Origin of the sequence: Synechococcus sp. A15-28, from assembly GCF_014280175.1 — a bacterium.
In the GTDB taxonomy this organism is placed as follows: Bacteria; Cyanobacteriota; Cyanobacteriia; order PCC-6307; family Cyanobiaceae; genus Parasynechococcus.
The window spans coordinates 1,937,267-1,955,030 of sequence record NZ_CP047931.1 but is presented as its reverse complement, the minus strand read 5'-3'; the positions used below and the strand labels follow the sequence as shown (position 1 = coordinate 1,955,030).

Here is a 17,764-nt window from a genome sequence, read left to right as displayed (position 1 = left end):
AAAGCCACCCCTCGGGGTGGCTTTGCTGTTCGTGATTGGTTCTCTCTTCAGGTGATCACGGTGGGGCGATCCATGCCCGTGCGCTGCTTGATCTCGGCGAGGTCGTTGATGGCGCTGATCATCTCGGCCAGGGCGACCTGGGGATCCTGGTTGAGGTCGCCGCTGCTGGGCACGTAGCTCTCCAGATAAACGCGGATCGTGGCTCCCTTGGTGCCGGTGCCCGAGAGGCGCACCATCACGCGGCTGCCGTCGTCTAACAGGATGCGCAGGCCCTGGCCTTTGGTGACGGACCCGTCGACGGGATCGGTGTAGCTGAAGTTGTCGGCTCCACGGATGGTGCGGCCTGCGAAGGACTGACCGACCAGGGAGGGCAGCGTGCCCTCGAGGCGGTCGAACAGACCGTGGGCGGCGTCACTGGCGACGGCTTCGTAGTCGTGCCGTGAGTAGTAGTGACGCCCGAAGCGCTTCCAGTGTTCCGCCATGATCTCGGCAACGCTGCAGCGACGCTCGGCCAGGATCTGCAGCCAGAACAGCACGGCCCAGAGGCCGTCTTTCTCGCGCACGTGGTTGCTGCCGGTGCCGAAGCTTTCTTCGCCGCAGAGGGTGATCTTGCCGGCGTCCAGCAGGTTGCCGAAGAACTTCCAGCCCGTGGGTGTCTCGTAGCAGTCAATGCCCAGCTCTTTGGCCACCACATCCACAGCTGAGCTGGTGGGCATAGAGCGGGCCACACCGGCCAGGCCGTTGGCGTAGGCCGGAGCCACCGTGGCATTGGCAGTGAGCACGGCGAGGCTGTCGCTGGGGTTCACGAAGCAGCGTTGGCCCAGGATCATGTTGCGATCGCCGTCACCGTCGCAGGCCGCACCGAAGCGGTAGTCGTCGCCGTCGAGCAGCAGCTCGGACAGCTCGTGGGCGTAGGTGAGGTTGGGGTCGGGATGGCCGCCGCCGAAGTCCTCCAGCGGTGTGCCGTTACGGACGCTCCCGGCCGGTGCACCCAGCAGTCCCTCGAACAGGCGGGTGGCGTAGGGCCCGGTGACGGCGTGCATGGCGTCGAAGGCCAGCGGGAAGTCGCTGCGAAGCAGATCGCGGATCTGATCGAAGTTGAACAGCTCCTGCATCAGGGCGACGAAGTCGTCGACGCCGTCGATCACCTCCACCTGCATCGCACCGATGCTGTGGAGACCCGGCTCATCCAGGGGGATCGCTGGGGCTTCAACGATCGTGTACTGCTCCAGGGTCTTGGTGCACTCGAACACCGCATCGGTGAACGATGCGGGGGTGGGGCCGCCGTTGGCGCCGTTGACCTTGACGCCGAAGTCGCCCTTCGGTCCACCGGGGTTATGGCTGGCCGACAGGATGATGCCGCCGATGGCCTGGCGCTGGCGGATCAGGTTGGAAGCGGCAGGAGTGGAGAGGATGCCGCCGGTGGTGACGATCACTTTGCTTAGGCCATGGGCGGCCCCCATGCGCAGGATCACATCAATGGCGCGGCGGTTGCCGTAACGGCCGTCCCCTCCGAGCACCAGAGTTCCCCCCTGCACGCCCGGCAGCGTGCGCAACGACGCTTCGATAAAGCTCTCCAGGTAGTGGGGCTCCTCGAACTGCTGGCTGCTTTTGCGCAGCCCGGAGGTGCCGGGCTTCTGATCCGTGAAGGGTGCATCCAGGTGCACCAGACGCTGGGTCGGTTCCGCGGGGGCCGAGGTGGTCATCGCAACGGACAGGACTCTCTGCGGAACCTAAACATGGAAAAGGCCTTCCACCGTGTTGGGTACGACCAGTTGCTGTCGTTACCTGAGGTGGTCGACCTCACGCGGGATTACCTGTTGATCAGGACTGCGTCGGTGCCACCGGTTTGGCTTTCTTCGGTTTGGCAGGTTTGGCACAGATCCGCGTGATCCTCCGTGCCGGTTCGTCGATGGCGTCGCGACGTTTGTAATCGTTGGTTGGCGCCACTCTGGCCTGTTCCAACAGGCTCCAGGCCACGTCCTTGCAGACTCCAGGCAGCAAAGGGTGATCCATCAGAGGGTCAGCCAGAGACCGTGCGCGATCGCAGGTTTCCTTGCTGTTCTCCCTGGAACAGTCAAACGCCGCCCTCTTAACAGCACGCAATTGATCCTTGCTGGGCCAGGTTGGTGGCGGTCCGGCAGCCTGTGCTGGCAGGGTCAGCGCCAGCAACAGCAGCAGCCGAGTGGAGATGGAGTGGCTCATGGCGGCATTGTGACCGGAACTGATCGCTAATTGCGTTTGCACAACAAAAAGCCCCCTCCTCGGAGGGGGCTTTCCGATTCAGTTGATCTGAATCGTTTGTTGATTCCAGATCAACCGATGGCAGGAGCTTGCAGAGCCACAGGAGTGGACTCAGCAGCAGCCAGGTCGAGGGGGAAGTTGTGAGCGTTGCGCTCGTGCATCACTTCCATACCGAGGCCGGCACGGTTCAACACGTCGGCCCAGGTGTTCAGGACGCGGCCCTGACCATCAAGGATGGACTGGTTGAAGTTGAAGCCGTTCAGGTTGAAGGCCATGGTTGACACGCCCAGGGCGGTGAACCAGATGCCGACAACAGGCCAGGCAGCCAGGAAGAAGTGAAGGCTACGGCTGTTGTTGAAGGAGGCGTATTGGAAGATCAGGCGACCGAAGTAACCGTGGGCAGCCACGATGTTGTAGGTCTCTTCCTCTTGGCCGAACTTGTAGCCGTAGTTCTGGGACTCGGTCTCGGTGGTTTCACGCACCAGGGAGGAGGTCACCAGGGAGCCGTGCATGGCGGAGAACAGGGAACCACCGAACACACCTGCAACACCCAGCATGTGGAAGGGGTGCATCAGGATGTTGTGCTCAGCCTGGAACACCAGCATGTAGTTGAACGTGCCGGAGATGCCCAGGGGCATGGCGTCAGAGAAGGAGCCCTGACCGAAGGGGTAGACCAGGAAGACTGCAGAGGCAGCAGCGACAGGTGCGCTGTAGGCGACGCAGATCCAGGGGCGCATGCCCAGGCGGTAGGAGAGTTCCCACTCACGACCCATGTAGGCGTAGATGCCGATCAGGAAGTGGAAGACGACGAGCTGGAAAGGACCGCCGTTGTACAGCCACTCATCGAGAGAAGCGGCTTCCCAGATGGGATAGAAGTGCAGGCCGATGGCGTTGCTGGAAGGAACAACAGCACCGGAGATGATGTTGTTGCCGTAGATCAGGGAGCCAGCGACAGGCTCGCGGATGCCATCGATGTCAACCGGAGGAGCGGCGACGAAAGCGATGACGAAGCAGATGGTGGCAGCCAGCAGGGTGGGGATCATCAGCACACCGAACCAACCGACATACAGACGGTTGTTGGTGGAGGTGACCCACTCGCAGAAGGCCTGCCAGCTGGAAGCGCCGGAGCGCTGCTGGAGGGTGGTGGTCATGAGAACGGAAAGAAGTGTTCCCGAAGGAACGGTTTAAGGAAGGGCAGGGACGCCCTGCCTCACACCAATGTAACGGAAGGTTGAGAGGTGTGTTCTCCCGTTTACAAAGCAAATGTGAAGGATGGTTGAGCGCTGTTCGTGGTGGCGCTTGTTAGCGTCCCGAAAATCCCTGCAGCAGCAGCGTTGTTCTCAAACCAGGAACGGGTGCTGCTGGTGCGGCTCCCCTGTAATCCGATTTTTCCGATCGGTCCGATCTATCTGGCGGACCATCTGCACAAATGCTTTCCAGGAATGCCGCAACGCATTCTTGACCTGGCGGCCTTGCCAGTCCTCGACGTTCAGCGGGTCCTGCTCTCCACCGTCGATCAGTTCCGGCCCACGCTTCTGGTGTTCTCCTGGCGGGACATCCAGATCTACGCGCCCGTCGACGGACGGGGTGGCAATCCACTTCAGAACTCCTTTGAAGTGTTCTATGCCCGCAACCCGTTCAAGCGCCTGCACGGTGCTCTGGGTGGACTGCGGCTGATGACCACCCATTACGGAGAGTTGTTTCGCAATCAGGGTTTGGTGCGATCCGGACTGCGACAGGCCCGTCGTTATCACCCGGCAGCCCGTGCCGTTCTTGGGGGCGGGGCGGTCAGCGTGTTTTACGAGCAGCTTGGGCGCTCCTTGCCGAAGGGAACCATCGTGTCCATCGGTGAAGGGGAACCTCTGCTGGAGAAGTTGATCCAGGGAGCGTCCCTCGATGAGGAACGTTGCTTTGTGGTGGGCGAGTCACCCCGCCCTGGATTGATCCACGAACAGCCGGAAAGTCGGCCCAAGACCGCCTGCGATTACGACTACATCGCCTCGATCTGGCCTCAGCTCAACTGGTACCTCGAGGGGGGCGACTTCTACGTCGGCGTGCAGACCAAACGCGGCTGTCCCCACAACTGTTGCTACTGCGTCTACACCGTTGTTGAGGGCAAGCAGGTTCGCCTGAATCCGGTGGAGGAGGTGGTGAAGGAAATGCGTCAGCTCTACGACCGTGGGGTGCGTGGCTTCTGGTTCACCGATGCTCAGTTCATCCCTGCCCGTCGCTACATCGAGGACGCCAAGGAATTACTGCGAGCCATCAAAGCTGAGGGGCTCACCGGCATCCGTTGGGCTGCCTACATCCGCGCCGACAACCTCGATCCCGAGCTGGCGCAACTGATGGTGGAGACGGGCATGAGCTACTTCGAGATCGGCATCACCTCCGGTTCCCAGGAACTCGTTCGCAAGATGCGCATGGGGTACAACCTCAGAACCGTGCTGGAGAGCTGCCGGATGCTGGCTGATGCCGGGTTCCGTGATCACGTGTCGGTGAATTACTCCTTCAACGTGATTGATGAACGGCCCGAAACCATTCGTCAGACCGTTGCCTATCACCGTGAGTTGGAAACGATCTTTGGTGCCGATCGCGTCGAACCGGCGATCTTCTTCATCGGATTGCAGCCGCACACCCATCTGGAGCAATACGGCTTTGATCAGGGTCTGATCAAACCTGGATACAACCCGATGAGCATGATGCCGTGGACGGCACGCAAGCTGCTCTGGAATCCGGAGCCGATGGGCAGCACCTTCGGTCGCGTCTGCCTGGAGGCCTTTGATCAGAATCCCGGCGATTTCGGCCGCACGGTTCTGTCTTTGCTGGAACGTGATTACGGCTCAGCGCCGCTTCAGGATGCCTTGCGTGCTCCCGTCTCAGGACGCGCTGCCCTGGCGACGGCGGTGAGTTGAAAGGTCAGCAGGATCAATAACCCTCCGATCCCCATCAATCCGCCGATGGGATTCGGGGACAGTCCACCCGGGCCCACCAACCAGGCTGGTGCATCGGGTGACAGTTGCACCAGGCCGCTCTGGATCAGAAACCAGCCGCCAACCAAGCCTCCATGGAGGCCAATGCATCCCCAGAGGGATCCACCATCCAGCCGGCGTTGCAGGGCCAGGGCTAGCCCCAGCAGAAACAATCCGCTCAGCAATCCCAGCATGGAGACGACGCCGAGGTTGAAGCGGGTGTGCACCAGGCTGAAGACCAGCGCCTGAATCAGCAGGGCTGCTGCAGAACTCAGCAGTTCATTGAGTTCCCGCCACAGCCAGGCCCGAAAGATCAGCTCCTCGGCAAATCCCACTCCGAGGGCCAGCAGGAGGGCATTGAGCATGCGGTTGATGGAGACTTCCCCGATCCAATGCCCCCAGCTGCCCAGCAGCACCGGCAGCAGCACAATCCCCAGCAGGATTGATGCCAGAACCATTCCGCCGCACAGTGCTGGGATGATCGGCCTCCGCCCCTGGCAACCACTGGCGGTCAGCCCGAGGGCCGCCCATCCATCAGGGGATCTCCACCTCAGCCGGCTCCATCGGGGCAGAAGACCCACCAGTAAAAGGAAGCTGATCAGGGTGCCGATCAAAGCCTGTCGTTCGGGGGGCACTCCGAAGGGGATCAGTGGCCAGGCCAGAAGCCAGCCGAGGGCATACAACGTTGGAATCAGAAGCACAGCGGAAAGCCATGCCGGCTTGAGCTGGATACCCTGATCCCGAAGCGACAGCAGGGATCTGATCAGTTTTCCGGCTCGATCGTGCTGGTGAGGCCCTTGGCTTTCAGGGTCTCGCAATAAAACTCGGCCGGCTCGAGATCACACACGATCACAAGGCCGACGCCGGTGTTGTGAGCCTCCATCATCACGGCCATGGCGTCCTGCTCACTGAGTTGTGGCACCACCTGACGCAAAGTGCTCACCACGTATTCCATGGTGTTCACCGGATCGTTGTGGAGCAGCACCTTGTAGCGCGGTGATGGTTTGCGGACCCGTTCCGGGGCCTTTTCCATCACCGCAGCTCCACCGGGGGAACGGGTCGGTGTATCCACCGCCATAGCCATGGTGTTCGGTTGATCCAAATCTAAAGGGAATCGATGCACAACCTGCTCAGAGGGCTTTGATCCGAGCCATCGCAGCATCCACGTTGGCACGGCTGTTGAAGGCGGACAGGCGGAAGTAGCCCTCCCCAGCGGCGCCGAAGCCACTGCCGGGTGTGCCCACCACGTTCGCTTTGTTGAGCATGTGGTCAAAGAAGCCCCAGGAGTCCATGCCGTCAGGGGTCTTGATCCAGACGTAAGGCGCGTGCTCGCCCCCGTAGATGGTGAGACCGGCAGCACTGAGCTCCCGGCGGATGATGGCGGCGTTCTCCATGTAGAAGTTCACCAGGCCCTTCACTTCCGCCTGGCCAGCTTCGGAGTACACCGCTTCTGCACCACGCTGAATGATGTAGCTGACGCCGTTGAACTTGGTGCTCTGGCGACGGTTCCACAGGCCCCAAAGCTCCACGTCCTCTCCGTTGGCGGCTTTGCCCTTCAGGCCTTTGGGTACCACGGTGAAAGCACAGCGCGTGCCAGTGAAGCCGGCGTTCTTGGAGAAGGAACGGAATTCCATGGCGCAGTCGCGTGCGCCTTCGATCTCAAAGATCGAATGGGGGAGGCTCGGATCCTGAATGAAGGCTTCGTAAGCGGCATCAAACAGGATCAGGGCGCCGTTGCTGCGGGCGTAATCCACCCAGGCTTTCAGCTGTTCCTTTGTGGCCACCGCTCCGGTGGGGTTGTTGGGGAAGCACAGATAGATCAGATCCACAGGCTCGCTTGGGATCTGGGCGGCAAAGCCGTTGTCGGCGCTGATCGGCAGGTAGGTGAGACCCGCGTAGCGGCCTTCATCTCCGGCCTCACCGGTGCGGCCAGCCATCACGTTGGTGTCCACGTAAACGGGGTACACCGGATCGGTCACGGCGATGCGATTGCCCTCCCCGAGGATGTCGAGAATGTTGCTGCTGTCGCATTTGGAGCCGTCGGAGACGAAGATCTCTTCGGCGCTGATATCGCATCCGCGGGCCTGGAAGTCCTGCTTGGCGATCGCCTCGCGCAGCCAGCCATAGCCCTGCTCGGGACCGTAACCGTGAAAACCTTCGGCGGTGCCCATGGCATCAATGGCGGCTTTCATCGCTTCGCGACAGGCCAGTGGAAGCGGCTCCGTCACATCGCCGATGCCCAGGCGGATCAGTGCAGCATCTGGGTTGGCGGCGCTGAAGGCTTTGACCCGACGTCCGATTTCCGGGAACAGGTAGCCCGCTTTGAGTCTGAGGTAATTGCCGTTGACCTGCACCACGGAACCGAAGGGGTTTCTGCGGGTGCATCCTGCCCTGTCGACCGCTCCATACGATGACGTCAGGTGTGAGGACATCCGTCGTGGTCGTGTCTGCCCCGGATCACCCGGTTGATTTTCACCAGCTGGTGGACAGCGGCATCAACAAGCCCGCCCGCTACATGGGCCATGAGCTTGGTGTCGAGCCGCGGGATTGGCAGGCGGCTCAGGTGCGTTGGGCTCTCACCTATCCCGAGATCTACGAGGTGGGCTCAAGCAACCTGGGCCACATCATTCTTTATTCGATCCTCAATGCGGTCCCCGGTCAGCTCTGTGATCGGGCTTATCTGCCGGCGGCCGATCTGGCGGCCCGACTGCGGGAGCAGGAGCAGGCCCTCTTCGGCGTGGAAAGCCGCCGACCCTTGCCAGCCTTCGACATCCTCGGCTTCAGCCTGAGTTACGAGCTGGGTGCCACCAACATCCTGGAGATGCTGGATCTGTGCCGGGTGCCGCTGCATGCATCAGACCGCGGTGATCTCCCCCTCACTGATCCGGCGGCACCTCCGCTGATCTTTGCCGGTGGTCCTACGGCCACAAGCAACCCCGAGCCCTATGCCCCGTTCTTCGATTTCATCGCCCTGGGGGATGGTGAGGAACTGCTGCCCGAGATCGGGCTGGTGGTGGCTCAGGCCAAGGCCGAGGGCCTGAGCCGTTCACAACTGCTGCGGGATCTGGCTCAGGTTCCCGGGGTTTACGTCCCGTCGCTGTATGAACCAGGCGACGACGGCGTCACCCTGCAGCCCCTGCATCCTGAGTTGCCGCGCCGGGTGCTGCGCCGGGTGGCGACGCCGATGCCGCACTACGCCATGGGCCTGGTGCCCCATGTGGAAACGGTGCACGACCGGCTCACCGTGGAGATTCGCCGCGGCTGCACCCGCGGCTGCCGCTTCTGTCAGCCCGGAATGCTCACCAGGCCGGCACGGGATGTGGAGCCGGAAGCGGTGATCGAGGCCGTGGAAACCGGGATGAAACGGACCGGCTACAGCGACTTCTCGCTGCTGTCGCTCAGCTGCAGCGATTACCTGGCCCTGCCAGCGGTGGGGGTGGAGCTGCGCAACCGTCTGGCGGACCAGAACGTGACCCTGCAGCTGCCGAGCCAGCGGGTGGACCGATTTGATCAAGACATCGCCCACATCCTGGGTGGAACGCGCCAGGCCGGACTCACCTTCGCGCCTGAAGCCGGCACCCAGCGTCTGCGGGACATCGTCAACAAAGGCCTGACCGATGACGACCTGCTCCATGGCATTCGCACCGCCATGGAGAACGGCTATCGCAAGGTGAAGCTCTACTTCATGATCGGCTTGCCGGGGGAAATCGATGCCGACGTGCTCGGGATCGTCGACACCTGCGTGATGCTTCAGCAGCGCTGCCGTGATCTGGGGCGGCTGAACCTGAACATCACCATCAGCAATTTCACGCCGAAGCCCCACACGCCGTTCCAGTGGCACAGCGTCTCCACCGATGAGTTCATCCGGCGTCAGGACTTATTGCGTGGGGCTTTCAAGCGCTTGCGTGGGGTGAAGGTGAATTTCACCGACGTGAGGCTGTCGGCCATGGAGGATTTCGTCGGCCGCAGCGATCGTCGCCTGGCGCCGGTGATCGAGGCCGCCTGGCGGGCTGGAGCGGGGATGGATGCCTGGTTTGAATCCCAGGACCGCGCCTATGCCGCCTGGACCGGGGCCATTGCCGCTGCTGGCCTGGAGGGGCGTTACCGCGACATGGAGGTGGGTGGTTGGAGCGCCGTGACGGCTTTGGATCGGCAGGACCTCGACAGCTTCTGCGCTCAGCCGCTGCCCTGGGATCACATCGACACCGGCATCGACAAGAGTTGGTTGGCAGAGGATCTGAAACGGGCTCTGGCGGCGGCGGTGGTGCCGGACTGCTCCTTTGACGGTTGCAGCAGCTGCGGGGTTTGCGGGCCGGATCTCGGCCACAACGTGGTGGTGCCTCCCCCGGCGGTGCCAACACAGCTGCCCACACAGGCCCCCGCCAGTGACAGGGTCTGCCGCTTGCGGATCCGTTTCGCCAAGACCGGCTCGATGGCCCTGCTCAGCCATCTCGATTTGATGCGGATGGTGGAGCGGGCTCTGCGCCGCAGTGCCCTGCCGATCAGCTTCACCGGTGGATTTCATCCGCTTCCACGGATCCAGATCGCCCTGGCACTGCCGCTGGGGGCAGAAGCGGATGGCGAGTGGATGGATCTCGAGTTCACCAGAAGCATCACGGGTGAGCAGTTGCTTGCGTCGCTGCAAGGTCTGCTGCCGAACGGTCTGGCCTTGCTCTCAGCGGAGGAGGTGCCGGTCAGCGGCAAGAGCCTGTCCCAGAACATCACCGGTGCTGTTTGGAGTTTCGATCTCCAGCTGCAGCCTGAGGTGCATCCCCGCTGGTCTGAGGCCGTTGAGGCCCTCATGGCTGCTGAGCAATTGATCTGGCATGACACCGATAAGAAAGGTCGCCCCCGCGAGCGGGACTGCCGGCCGGCCCTGCGCGCGTTGATTTTGGTCAGCCCTGGGGATGACCAGCAGGTGAGGTTGCGGCTCGAGGCCGCGGTGGATCCCATGGGGCGCAGCATCCGTCCCTCCCAGATCAAGCACTGGCTGGAAGCTGAGCTCGGTGTGCCGCTGCAACTGCACGATCTGCGTCGTGAGGCTTTGCAACTGGCTGAGTGCTAATTTGACTACAGAACAGCGGGCATTTCTGTCTCGTCCTGTTCCGGTCTTGCCTGATCCGCTATCGGATATCGAGGTCCATCGCTCGAGCGACGGTCCGTTCAGAACCCAATTCCTTCGAGCGCGTTCCAGAGGAGTTTCGACTCCGCAACATTTCGACCTTCATCGGTCCATCCATCCCTAACCACCCCTGCAGCGCGGCGGATGTCGGCTGATGGGATTTTGAGCCTCGCGTGGGCTTGCACGACCATTTATGCCCCAGCAAATTGTCATTGCGGAGCAGCTGCGCATCGCTGCGGTGCTGACCGATGAACGGGTTGATGAACTGATCGTTGCCCAAGGTCGCTACCAGATCGGCGATGTTTATCTCGGCACCGTCGAGAACGTTCTTCCTGGTATAGATGCGGCCTTCGTCAACATCGGCGAAAGTGAAAAGAACGGGTTCATCCACGTCACGGATCTGGGCCCACTGCGGCTGAAAAAAGGGTCGGCCGGCATCACCGAACTGCTGGAACCACGCCAGAAGGTGTTGGTGCAGGTGATGAAGGAGCCCACCGGCACCAAGGGGCCTCGACTCACCGGCAATCTGGCGCTCCCCGGGCGCTATCTGGTGCTGCAGCCCCACGGACAGGGGGTGAACATCTCGCGCCGGATCAGTTCTGAGGCCGAGCGCAATCGCCTTCGGGCTCTCGGCGTGCTGATCAAGCCCCCCGGAGCGGGGTTGCTGATTCGCACCGAAGCCGATGGCATTGCCGAGGATCAGCTGATTGATGATCTCGAATCCCTTCTGCGGCAGTGGGAAGCGATTCAGCAGGCGGCCGAGACGGCGACGCCCCCGGTGCTGCTCAATCGGGACGAGGATTTCATCAACCGAATCCTGCGGGATCACACCGGTCCGGACCTGGCCCGGGTGGTGGTGGACGAGCCCGCCGCCGTCGCCCGCGTCACCGGTTTTCTCGGCGCCGAAGCAGACAAGGTTCAGGTGGAGGCCCACAGCGAGCCGAGCGAGCTGTTGGAGCACTTCAAGGTCAACGCTGCGATCCGTGATGCGCTGAAACCGCGGGTCGATCTCCCTTCAGGGGGCTACGTGATCATCGAGCCCACGGAGGCTCTCACCGTCATTGACGTGAACTCGGGCTCCTTCACCCGGTCCGCCAATGCACGGGAAACGGTGTTGTGGACCAATTGTGAGGCCGCCATCGAGATCGCCCGCCAGCTGAAGCTGCGCAACATCGGCGGCGTGATCATCATCGATTTCATCGATATGGATTCCCGCCGGGATCAGCTGCAGCTGCTGGAGCACTTCACGACGGCGGTCCGTGATGACGCTGCGCGACCGCAGATCGCGCAGTTGACGGAGCTGGGTCTGGTGGAACTGACCCGCAAACGCCAGGGGCAGAACATTTATGAGCTGTTCGGTCGTGCCTGCCCCAGTTGCGGTGGCCTCGGTCATGTGGCGGTCCTGCCGGGCAAGGATCTGCTCCAGCCTCTGGCAACAGCGACAGGACTGGTGCGGTCCGCAGCGTCGGCCCGCGCGCAAGTGGCCGCTCCCGTTGAGACCGCCAGTAACGGGCGACGTCGTCGTGGCGGCCGAGGGCGTGCCGCCCAGGACAACCTGCCGGTGCTGAGTGACACCGATGGAACCGAGGCTCCAGAGGTCTCCACGCAGGAGGCGCAGGAACCCGCTCTCGCCCGTCGCCAGGATCCGGAACTGGTGGCGGTGCCCATGACCCCGGAGCAGGAGGAGGTCTACGGAACCCTTGGCCTGAATCCGATCCTTCTCCTGGATGACCCCCCGGAATCCGAGAATGTGATGGTGCGGGTGGTCCGGCCCGGCGAAGACACCGAGGCTGTGCTCGAGCAGGCCCGTCAGCAGTTGGCCGCGACGGCAGGTCGCCGCCGCCGCCGCGGCGGTCGTGGAGGTCGTGCTGCCTCCCGTGGAAACGGAGGAACGTCGTCCTCCACGTCGCTCGAGACTCCGGCCGTGTCTGAGGCGGAGCGACCAGCGGTGGTCGAGGACCAGCTGTTAATGGTTGAAATCACGCCCCTTGAGGCGGTTCAAACCGTGGTCCTGGATGAGGTGGCGCCAACCCCAACCCCAGCGCCAACTCCTGTGACGGATGTTGTTGTTGAGGCGCCCAAGGCCGTCGATGAAGACCCCGATCCTGAAGAACCTCGCCGCCGCCGGCGTCGGTCTTCGGCCGCCAGCTCTCCTGATTGATTCGATCCCCTGCCACCGCGGTGTCGCCGGGGTGGATGAGGTGGGCCGGGGCTGCCTGTTCGGCCCCGTCTTCGCCGGGGCTGTTGTGTTGGAGGCGGACAATGCCGGCCGTCTTCAGCAGGCGGGGCTCACCGACAGCAAGCGGTTGTCCGCACGCCGGCGGGAGAACCTGGTGCCGTTGATCGAAAGGGAGGCTGACGCCTGGGGACTGGGTCAGGCTTCGGCACGAGAGATCGATCTCCTGGGCATTCGTCCTGCCACTGAATTGGCGATGCTGCGGGCTCTGCAGCGGCTGCCGCATCGACCGGAGCTGGTGCTGGTGGATGGAAATCTGCCCCTGCGGCCCTGGCTTGGTGAACAACGCAGCATCGTGGCTGGCGATCAGCACTCTCCGGCCATCGCGGCTGCCAGCGTGATCGCGAAACAGAGCCGGGATGCGTTGATTCAGCGTCTGTCTCGACGGTTTGCCGGCTACGGCCTGGAACGCCATGCAGGTTACGGAACAGCCCAACATCGCCAAGCTCTGCTTGATCTCGGGCCTTCAGCTCTGCATCGCCGCAGCTTTCTCCGCCGCCTGCTGGGGTGATGTGAGGGCGGGCGTCTCGCTGCACCAACGCTTGAAATCTGCAATCAGCTGCTGCCCCACCCGCGTTTTGATGCCCAGCAGAATTCCGCTGAGAATCGATTCCCCTGTGGTTTCCAGAACGCGCCGAGGAATCAGTCGCAACAGTGGTGGTTGGCTGACCTGAACCTCCAGGCGGGCATCACCGCTGAGGCCCTTGCTGGCGCAACTCAATCGGGCTTCCAGGGTGAGGTTGAAGTCATCGACGATTCCAAGGCCCTCCAGCTCACAGTCCAGTGCTCGCATCGTCATCGTGCCCCCCTCGGTTTCGATCTCGAGGGAGACGACGGGTTTCACCTGCAGTTGAAACACCTGCAGGCTGGTGACGGTGTAGCGATAGGTGCCCGGAGCCAATCGCGTCAATTGACTTGGATCCAGCAGGGAAGCGATCACCCGTTCTTCCTGCTGGAGGTACTCCGGCAGCCGCTCGCTCAGGCGCTTCACGGGTAGATCAAGGCGCTGGCTGGCACAGAAGGCCAGGGGCATGACCATCTCCCGACAGGGCATGATCCTATCCAGTGTTGTCCCTGCCTCCGATGCCCACCCGCATCGCCTACCTCGGCCCTGCTGGGACCTATGGCGAGCAGGCCAGTCGAGCCCTTGCCGATCTGGAAGGGCTTTCGGAGGTGAGCTTTCTGCCATGCGCAGGCCTGCGGGCCGTGGTGGAGTGCCTGGCCCAGGCAGGGGCTGATGCGGCGGTGGTCCCTGTGGAGAACTCCGTTGAAGGTGGAGTCACGGCCACGCTAGATGCGCTCTGGGCCCATTCCGACCTCTGCATCCGCCGCGCCCTTGTGCTGCCGATCCGTCATGCCCTGCATGGCAGTGGATCGTTGGAGGACGTCACCGAAGTACTGTCTCACCCTCAGGCCCTGGCGCAGTGTTCCGGTTGGCTGGCCGAACGGTTGCCTCAGGCTCTGCAACTACCCACCTCCTCAACCGCCGAAGCGGCGCGGATGGTGGCGGGCAGCCGCTTCCGCGCGGCGATCGCCTCCCGCAATGCCGGCCGGGAGCATGGACTGCAGGAACTGGCGTATCCGGTGAACGATGTTGCGGGCAATCGCACCCGTTTTCTGCTGCTCCACCGCGGTGAACGACGCCTGGAAGGCGATGTGGCCAGCCTGGCCTTCTCGTTGCATCGCAATGCCCCCGGTGCTCTGCTGGAAGCTCTGGCCTGCCTGGCGGAACACGGGCTCAATATGAGCCGGATTGAATCGCGTCCCTCCAAGCGTGAGTTGGGGGAGTACGTGTTTTTCGTTGATGTGGATCTGCCGCAGCACCAGCCCAAAGCGCTGAGCACCTTGGTTGCGGCGCTGTCACCCCTTTGTGAGCATCTGGCGCACTTCGGGGCCTATCCCAGCAGTGAGCTGGTCAGCGGCTGAGGCGAAAGACCCCGAACTGCATCAACCCAGTGGCAAAGGCCCAGTACATCAGCAGCAGCGTTGGAGTCTCCCGTAAACCCTGAAGCACTGCCTTAGGCCCCAGGCCAAGGACGGCACCGGGTCGGCGGAGTCCCTCGGCGATCGAATCGAACCAGGAGGGCAGCGTGGCCACAGTCCAGTCAGCCGTGCTGATGTTGCCCCGCTGGTGAGGACTGGCCTCAAGGTTGGCTCGGAAGCCGGCGATGCTGGCGAACTCCGGATGGGCCCATTGATTCAACAGCTGGCGCATCACCCAGCGCTCGGTGCGATTCATGGCACCGTCCTGGGGATCCCTCCGGTTCCAGTCCGCGGCGGCGATGCGGCCACCGGGGCGGAGCACCCGCAGCAATTCGTCGGCGAATCGCTGCTTGTCGGGCATGTGGGGACCGGCCTCCACCGTCCACACCGCATCGAACTGCTGGTCGTCCAGTTGAAGGTTGAGGGCGTCCATCACCTGAAAACGACAGGTGATGCCTTCGGGGGTGAGTTCCGTGGCGCGGCGGATCTGGGCCGGGCTGATGCTCACACCGAGCACATCAAAGCCGTAATCCCTGGCCAGGATCCGGGCACTCCCGCCGATCCCGCAGCCCACATCCAGAACACGGCTGCCTCGGGGAAGTTGATCGAGGCCGCTCCAGCGCACCAGCTCGTGCACGAAGGCCTCCTTGGCCTGGCGGAAATCGACCTGCCCTGGTGGGTCGCCGTAATGCCCAAGGTGCACATGATCACCCCAGAGTCGTTCCAGCAGGCGGTCATCGGTCCATGCGTCGTAGGCGGCCGCAACACTGTCTGAGGAGTGATAGCGGCGATCACGCTGCAGCCAGATCAACAGGGCCGTGGCACCGGCAGCCCCGGCAAGGAGAAACAGTCCAGCCAACATCAGACGTCTTGCTCCTTGAGATCCATCAGCACAGTTCGGGCCGCCAGTTGGCGACGGGTGTGGTCCAGCATTTCGAATTGGCGCTCAAGACGCTCTGTGGTGTCACTGAGCTCCAGCAGGGTCTGCTGCTCAGGGGCGGCTCGGTTGTCGAGATGGGCTCCGATCCAGAACGACAGTTCCCGCGGTAGGTCGGGGAGGTCATCGGGCAGTTCTGGCTCGCGACCCTGAATCTTGGCCGTGAGGGAGAAGACATCGTTTAGGGCTGAGCTGACCTTGTCGCGCAATGTGTTGAGCTCGGTGTGGTCAGCGACCGGTTCGTCTTCCATCCAGCTGACCATGGCTGAGCGGAAGGGTGTTTCACGGGTGATGTTGAGCACGCGGAACCGCTGCTGCCCCAGGGTGACGATGTAGCTGCGTCCATCCTCGGTGGTCTGATGCTGAAGCACTTCCGCACAGCAGCCGATCTCGGCCATCTCTCCGTTGTCGGGGTTGATTCGCACAATCCCAAAGCGCTTATCGGTCTCCAGAACCGTCTGGAGCAACATCCGATAGCGGGATTCGAAGATATGGAGCGGCAGCAGCTGCTGCGGGAACAACACGACGTCCGGCAGGGGGAACAGGGGCAGTTCCCTGACGGAGAAATCGGACACAGACGCCGCGCTAAAGGAGGCTTGATCCTAGGAAGCAAGCCTCCGGAGCGAAGTGATCAGAGCTTGACTTCAATGTCGACGCCACTGGGGAGATCGAGCTTCATCAGTGCATCGATGGTCTTCGCCGATGGGCTGTAGATGTCGATGATCCGGCGATGGGTCCGGGTCTCGAAGTGCTCTCGGGAGTCCTTGTCCACGTGGGGCGAGCGCAGCACGCAGTAGATCTTGCGTCTTGTGGGAAGGGGGATGGGGCCGATCGCTGTGGCAGCGGTCTGATCGGCGGTTTCAATGATCTTGTCGCAAGAGAGATCAAGCATGCGGCGGTCAAACGCCTTCAGGCGGATGCGGATCTTCTGCTGAGCGATGGCAGTGGACATAGGAAGGGGGGAGTACAGGGTCCGGAAGGACGTCCTGGATTCAGTTGTCGAGGTTCAAATCAAATGTAAGAGATGGGGGGAATGATCCCCCCATCCATCAGTGAGCAGCGTCAGCTGATCACTCGATGATCTTGGAGACCACGCCAGCACCGATGGTGCGGCCGCCTTCGCGGATAGCGAAACGCATGCCCTGCTCGATGGCCACGGGGCAGATCAGTTCGCCGGTCATCTTGATGCGGTCACCGGGCATCACCATTTCAACGTCGCTGCCGTCGTCAGCAGTGAAGGCGGTGATCTGGCCGGTCACATCCGTTGTACGGATGTAGAACTGCGGGCGATAGCCAGCGAAGAAGGGGGTGTGGCGGCCGCCTTCTTCCTTCTTCAGCACGTACACCTCACCTTCGAACTTGGTGTGAGGGGTGATGGAACCGGGCTTGACCAGCACCATGCCGCGCTCGATGTCTTCTTTCTGGATGCCACGCAGCAGCAGACCGACGTTGTCGCCAGCCATGCCCTCATCGAGCAGCTTGCGGAACATTTCAACACCGGTGACGGTGGTCTTGCGGGTGTCTTTGATGCCGACGATCTCGATCTCTTCGCCGACTTTGACGATGCCGCGCTCGATCCGGCCGGTGGCCACGGTTCCACGACCGGTGATGGAGAAGACATCTTCCACAGCCATCAAGAACGGCTTGTCAACCTCACGCTCAGGCTCGGGGATGCTGGCATCCACAGCTGCCATCAGTTCCTCGATCTTGGCTTCCCAGTCAGCCTCGCCTTCGATGGCCTTCAGGCCGGAGACCTGAACAACGGGGATGTCATCACCAGGGAAGTCGTAATCGGAAAGGAGCTCGCGGATCTCCATTTCCACCAGTTCGATGATCTCTTCGTCATCGACCATGTCGCACTTGTTCAGTGCAACCACCAGGGCAGGAACGCCCACCTGCTTGGCCAGAAGGATGTGCTCCTTCGTCTGAGCCATGGGGCCGTCTGTGGCAGCACACACCAGGATTGCGCCATCCATTTGAGCGGCACCGGTGATCATGTTCTTCACGTAGTCCGCGTGACCGGGGCAGTCCACGTGGGCGTAGTGACGGGTCTCGGTCTCGTACTCAACGTGAGCGGTGTTGATGGTGATACCGCGCTCGCGCTCTTCAGGGGCGCCGTCGATGTCGGCGTAGTTCTGAATTTCAGCCTGCCCCTTCTTGGCGAGCACGTTGGTGATCGCGGCGGTCAGGGTGGTTTTGCCGTGGTCAACGTGGCCGATGGTGCCGATGTTGACGTGGGGCTTGTTCCTTTCGAACTTCTCGCGTGCCATTGG

The 17,764-nt window shown here is 62.4% G+C and carries 16 protein-coding genes; 5 read left to right on the top strand and 11 right to left on the bottom strand.

The features are described 5' to 3' along the window. Positions 1–47 precede the first annotated feature (47 nt). The 3 genes from SynA1528_RS11190 to psbA all read right to left on the bottom strand — a co-directional run bounded on the left by SynA1528_RS11190 (position 48) and on the right by psbA (position 3,395). Positions 48–1,706 carry an alpha-D-glucose phosphate-specific phosphoglucomutase gene (locus tag SynA1528_RS11190; RefSeq protein ID WP_186586803.1) on the bottom strand — a complete coding sequence of 553 codons (1,659 nt, stop codon included), beginning with the start codon at positions 1,704–1,706 and terminating at the stop codon, positions 48–50. A 118-nt stretch (positions 1,707–1,824) separates the two neighbouring features. Next, on the bottom strand, positions 1,825–2,205 hold the full coding sequence (locus SynA1528_RS11185; RefSeq protein WP_186586802.1) for a hypothetical protein: 381 nt from the start codon (positions 2,203–2,205) through the stop codon (positions 1,825–1,827). A gap of 110 nt (positions 2,206–2,315) precedes the next feature. Beyond that, positions 2,316–3,395 carry a photosystem II q(b) protein gene (gene psbA, locus SynA1528_RS11180; protein WP_011127848.1) on the bottom strand — a complete coding sequence of 360 codons (1,080 nt, stop codon included), beginning with the start codon at positions 3,393–3,395 and terminating at the stop codon, positions 2,316–2,318. Between the two features lie 204 nt (positions 3,396–3,599). On the opposite strand from psbA, the gene SynA1528_RS11175 reads away from it, so the two are divergent. Further along, complete coding sequence (locus SynA1528_RS11175; protein ID WP_186588420.1) at positions 3,600–5,156, top strand: photosystem II high light acclimation radical SAM protein; 1,557 nt, start codon at positions 3,600–3,602, stop codon at positions 5,154–5,156. Here SynA1528_RS11175 and SynA1528_RS11170 read toward each other — a convergent pair. The 3 genes from SynA1528_RS11170 to SynA1528_RS11160 are packed head-to-tail and all read right to left on the bottom strand — an operon-like array spanning position 5,096 to position 7,570. Then, positions 5,096–5,968, bottom strand: a complete 873-nt coding sequence (locus SynA1528_RS11170) for a type II CAAX endopeptidase family protein (RefSeq protein WP_186588422.1) — start codon at positions 5,966–5,968, stop codon at positions 5,096–5,098. The genes SynA1528_RS11175 and SynA1528_RS11170 overlap by 61 nt on opposite strands. An 8-nt stretch (positions 5,969–5,976) precedes the next feature. Next, entirely contained in the window at positions 5,977–6,297 is a 321-nt protein-coding gene (gene clpS / locus SynA1528_RS11165; protein WP_186588418.1) for an ATP-dependent Clp protease adapter ClpS, read from the bottom strand. 46 nt (positions 6,298–6,343) lie between these two features. Next, positions 6,344–7,570 (bottom strand): LL-diaminopimelate aminotransferase, encoded by a 1,227-nt coding sequence (locus SynA1528_RS11160; protein WP_186586801.1) that lies wholly within the window; start codon positions 7,568–7,570, stop codon positions 6,344–6,346. Positions 7,571–7,623: 53 nt separating this feature from the next. Here SynA1528_RS11160 and SynA1528_RS11155 point away from each other — a divergent pair, with 53 nt between their 5' ends. The 3 genes from SynA1528_RS11155 to SynA1528_RS11145 all read left to right on the top strand — a co-directional run bounded on the left by SynA1528_RS11155 (position 7,624) and on the right by SynA1528_RS11145 (position 13,082). Next, positions 7,624–10,278 (top strand): TIGR03960 family B12-binding radical SAM protein, encoded by a 2,655-nt coding sequence (locus tag SynA1528_RS11155; protein ID WP_186586800.1) that lies wholly within the window; start codon positions 7,624–7,626, stop codon positions 10,276–10,278. Between the two features lie 250 nt (positions 10,279–10,528). Further along, positions 10,529–12,496, top strand: coding sequence for an Rne/Rng family ribonuclease (locus SynA1528_RS11150; RefSeq protein ID WP_186586799.1), 1,968 nt, complete (start codon positions 10,529–10,531; stop codon positions 12,494–12,496). Next, positions 12,426–13,082, top strand: coding sequence for a ribonuclease HII (locus tag SynA1528_RS11145; protein ID WP_186586798.1), 657 nt, complete (start codon positions 12,426–12,428; stop codon positions 13,080–13,082). Before SynA1528_RS11150 ends, SynA1528_RS11145 begins: the two co-directional genes overlap by 71 nt. On the opposite strand, the gene SynA1528_RS11140 is transcribed toward SynA1528_RS11145, so the two are convergent. Then, the gene (locus SynA1528_RS11140; protein WP_186586797.1) at positions 13,038–13,604 is read right to left on the bottom strand and encodes a DUF1997 domain-containing protein; all 567 of its coding nucleotides are present in this window, start codon (positions 13,602–13,604) and stop codon (positions 13,038–13,040) included. The genes SynA1528_RS11145 and SynA1528_RS11140 overlap by 45 nt on opposite strands. A gap of 50 nt (positions 13,605–13,654) precedes the next feature. On the opposite strand from SynA1528_RS11140, the gene pheA reads away from it, so the two are divergent. Further along, a complete protein-coding gene (gene pheA / locus SynA1528_RS11135; RefSeq protein WP_186586796.1) occupies positions 13,655–14,497 on the top strand; it encodes a prephenate dehydratase in 843 nt (280 codons plus the stop codon). Here the strand turns inward: pheA and SynA1528_RS11130 are convergent. The 4 genes from SynA1528_RS11130 to tuf all read right to left on the bottom strand — a co-directional run bounded on the left by SynA1528_RS11130 (position 14,487) and on the right by tuf (position 17,761). After that, positions 14,487–15,416, bottom strand: a complete 930-nt coding sequence (locus SynA1528_RS11130) for a methyltransferase domain-containing protein (protein ID WP_186586795.1) — start codon at positions 15,414–15,416, stop codon at positions 14,487–14,489. The genes pheA and SynA1528_RS11130 overlap by 11 nt on opposite strands. Beyond that, the gene (locus SynA1528_RS11125; RefSeq protein WP_186586794.1) at positions 15,416–16,066 is read right to left on the bottom strand and encodes an LON peptidase substrate-binding domain-containing protein; all 651 of its coding nucleotides are present in this window, start codon (positions 16,064–16,066) and stop codon (positions 15,416–15,418) included. The genes SynA1528_RS11130 and SynA1528_RS11125 overlap by 1 nt, the downstream gene beginning before the upstream one ends. 56 nt (positions 16,067–16,122) lie before the next feature. Beyond that, the gene (gene rpsJ / locus SynA1528_RS11120; protein WP_186586793.1) at positions 16,123–16,443 is read right to left on the bottom strand and encodes a 30S ribosomal protein S10; all 321 of its coding nucleotides are present in this window, start codon (positions 16,441–16,443) and stop codon (positions 16,123–16,125) included. A 118-nt stretch (positions 16,444–16,561) separates the two neighbouring features. Further along, entirely contained in the window at positions 16,562–17,761 is a 1,200-nt protein-coding gene (tuf, locus tag SynA1528_RS11115) for an elongation factor Tu (RefSeq protein WP_186586792.1), read from the bottom strand. Between the last annotated feature and the right edge of the window lie 3 nt (positions 17,762–17,764).

Bases quoted from the DNA above. Each gene is read 5' to 3' on its own strand.
- SynA1528_RS11190 (WP_186586803.1), bottom strand. From the start codon at position 1,706: ATGACCACCTCGGCCCCCGCGGAACCGACCCAGCGTCTGGTGCACCTG.
- SynA1528_RS11185 (WP_186586802.1), bottom strand. From the start codon at position 2,205: ATGAGCCACTCCATCTCCACTCGGCTGCTGCTGTTGCTGGCGCTGACC.
- psbA (WP_011127848.1), bottom strand. From the start codon at position 3,395: ATGACCACCACCCTCCAGCAGCGCTCCGGCGCTTCCAGCTGGCAGGCC.
- clpS (WP_186588418.1), bottom strand. From the start codon at position 6,297: ATGGCTATGGCGGTGGATACACCGACCCGTTCCCCCGGTGGAGCTGCG.
- SynA1528_RS11155 (WP_186586800.1), top strand. From the start codon at position 7,624: ATGACGTCAGGTGTGAGGACATCCGTCGTGGTCGTGTCTGCCCCGGAT.
- SynA1528_RS11150 (WP_186586799.1), top strand. From the start codon at position 10,529: ATGCCCCAGCAAATTGTCATTGCGGAGCAGCTGCGCATCGCTGCGGTG.
- SynA1528_RS11145 (WP_186586798.1), top strand. From the start codon at position 12,426: ATGAAGACCCCGATCCTGAAGAACCTCGCCGCCGCCGGCGTCGGTCTT.
- SynA1528_RS11140 (WP_186586797.1), bottom strand. From the start codon at position 13,604: ATGCCCCTGGCCTTCTGTGCCAGCCAGCGCCTTGATCTACCCGTGAAG.
- pheA (WP_186586796.1), top strand. From the start codon at position 13,655: ATGCCCACCCGCATCGCCTACCTCGGCCCTGCTGGGACCTATGGCGAG.
- SynA1528_RS11130 (WP_186586795.1), bottom strand. From the start codon at position 15,416: ATGTTGGCTGGACTGTTTCTCCTTGCCGGGGCTGCCGGTGCCACGGCC.
- rpsJ (WP_186586793.1), bottom strand. From the start codon at position 16,443: ATGTCCACTGCCATCGCTCAGCAGAAGATCCGCATCCGCCTGAAGGCG.
- tuf (WP_186586792.1), bottom strand. From the start codon at position 17,761: ATGGCACGCGAGAAGTTCGAAAGGAACAAGCCCCACGTCAACATCGGC.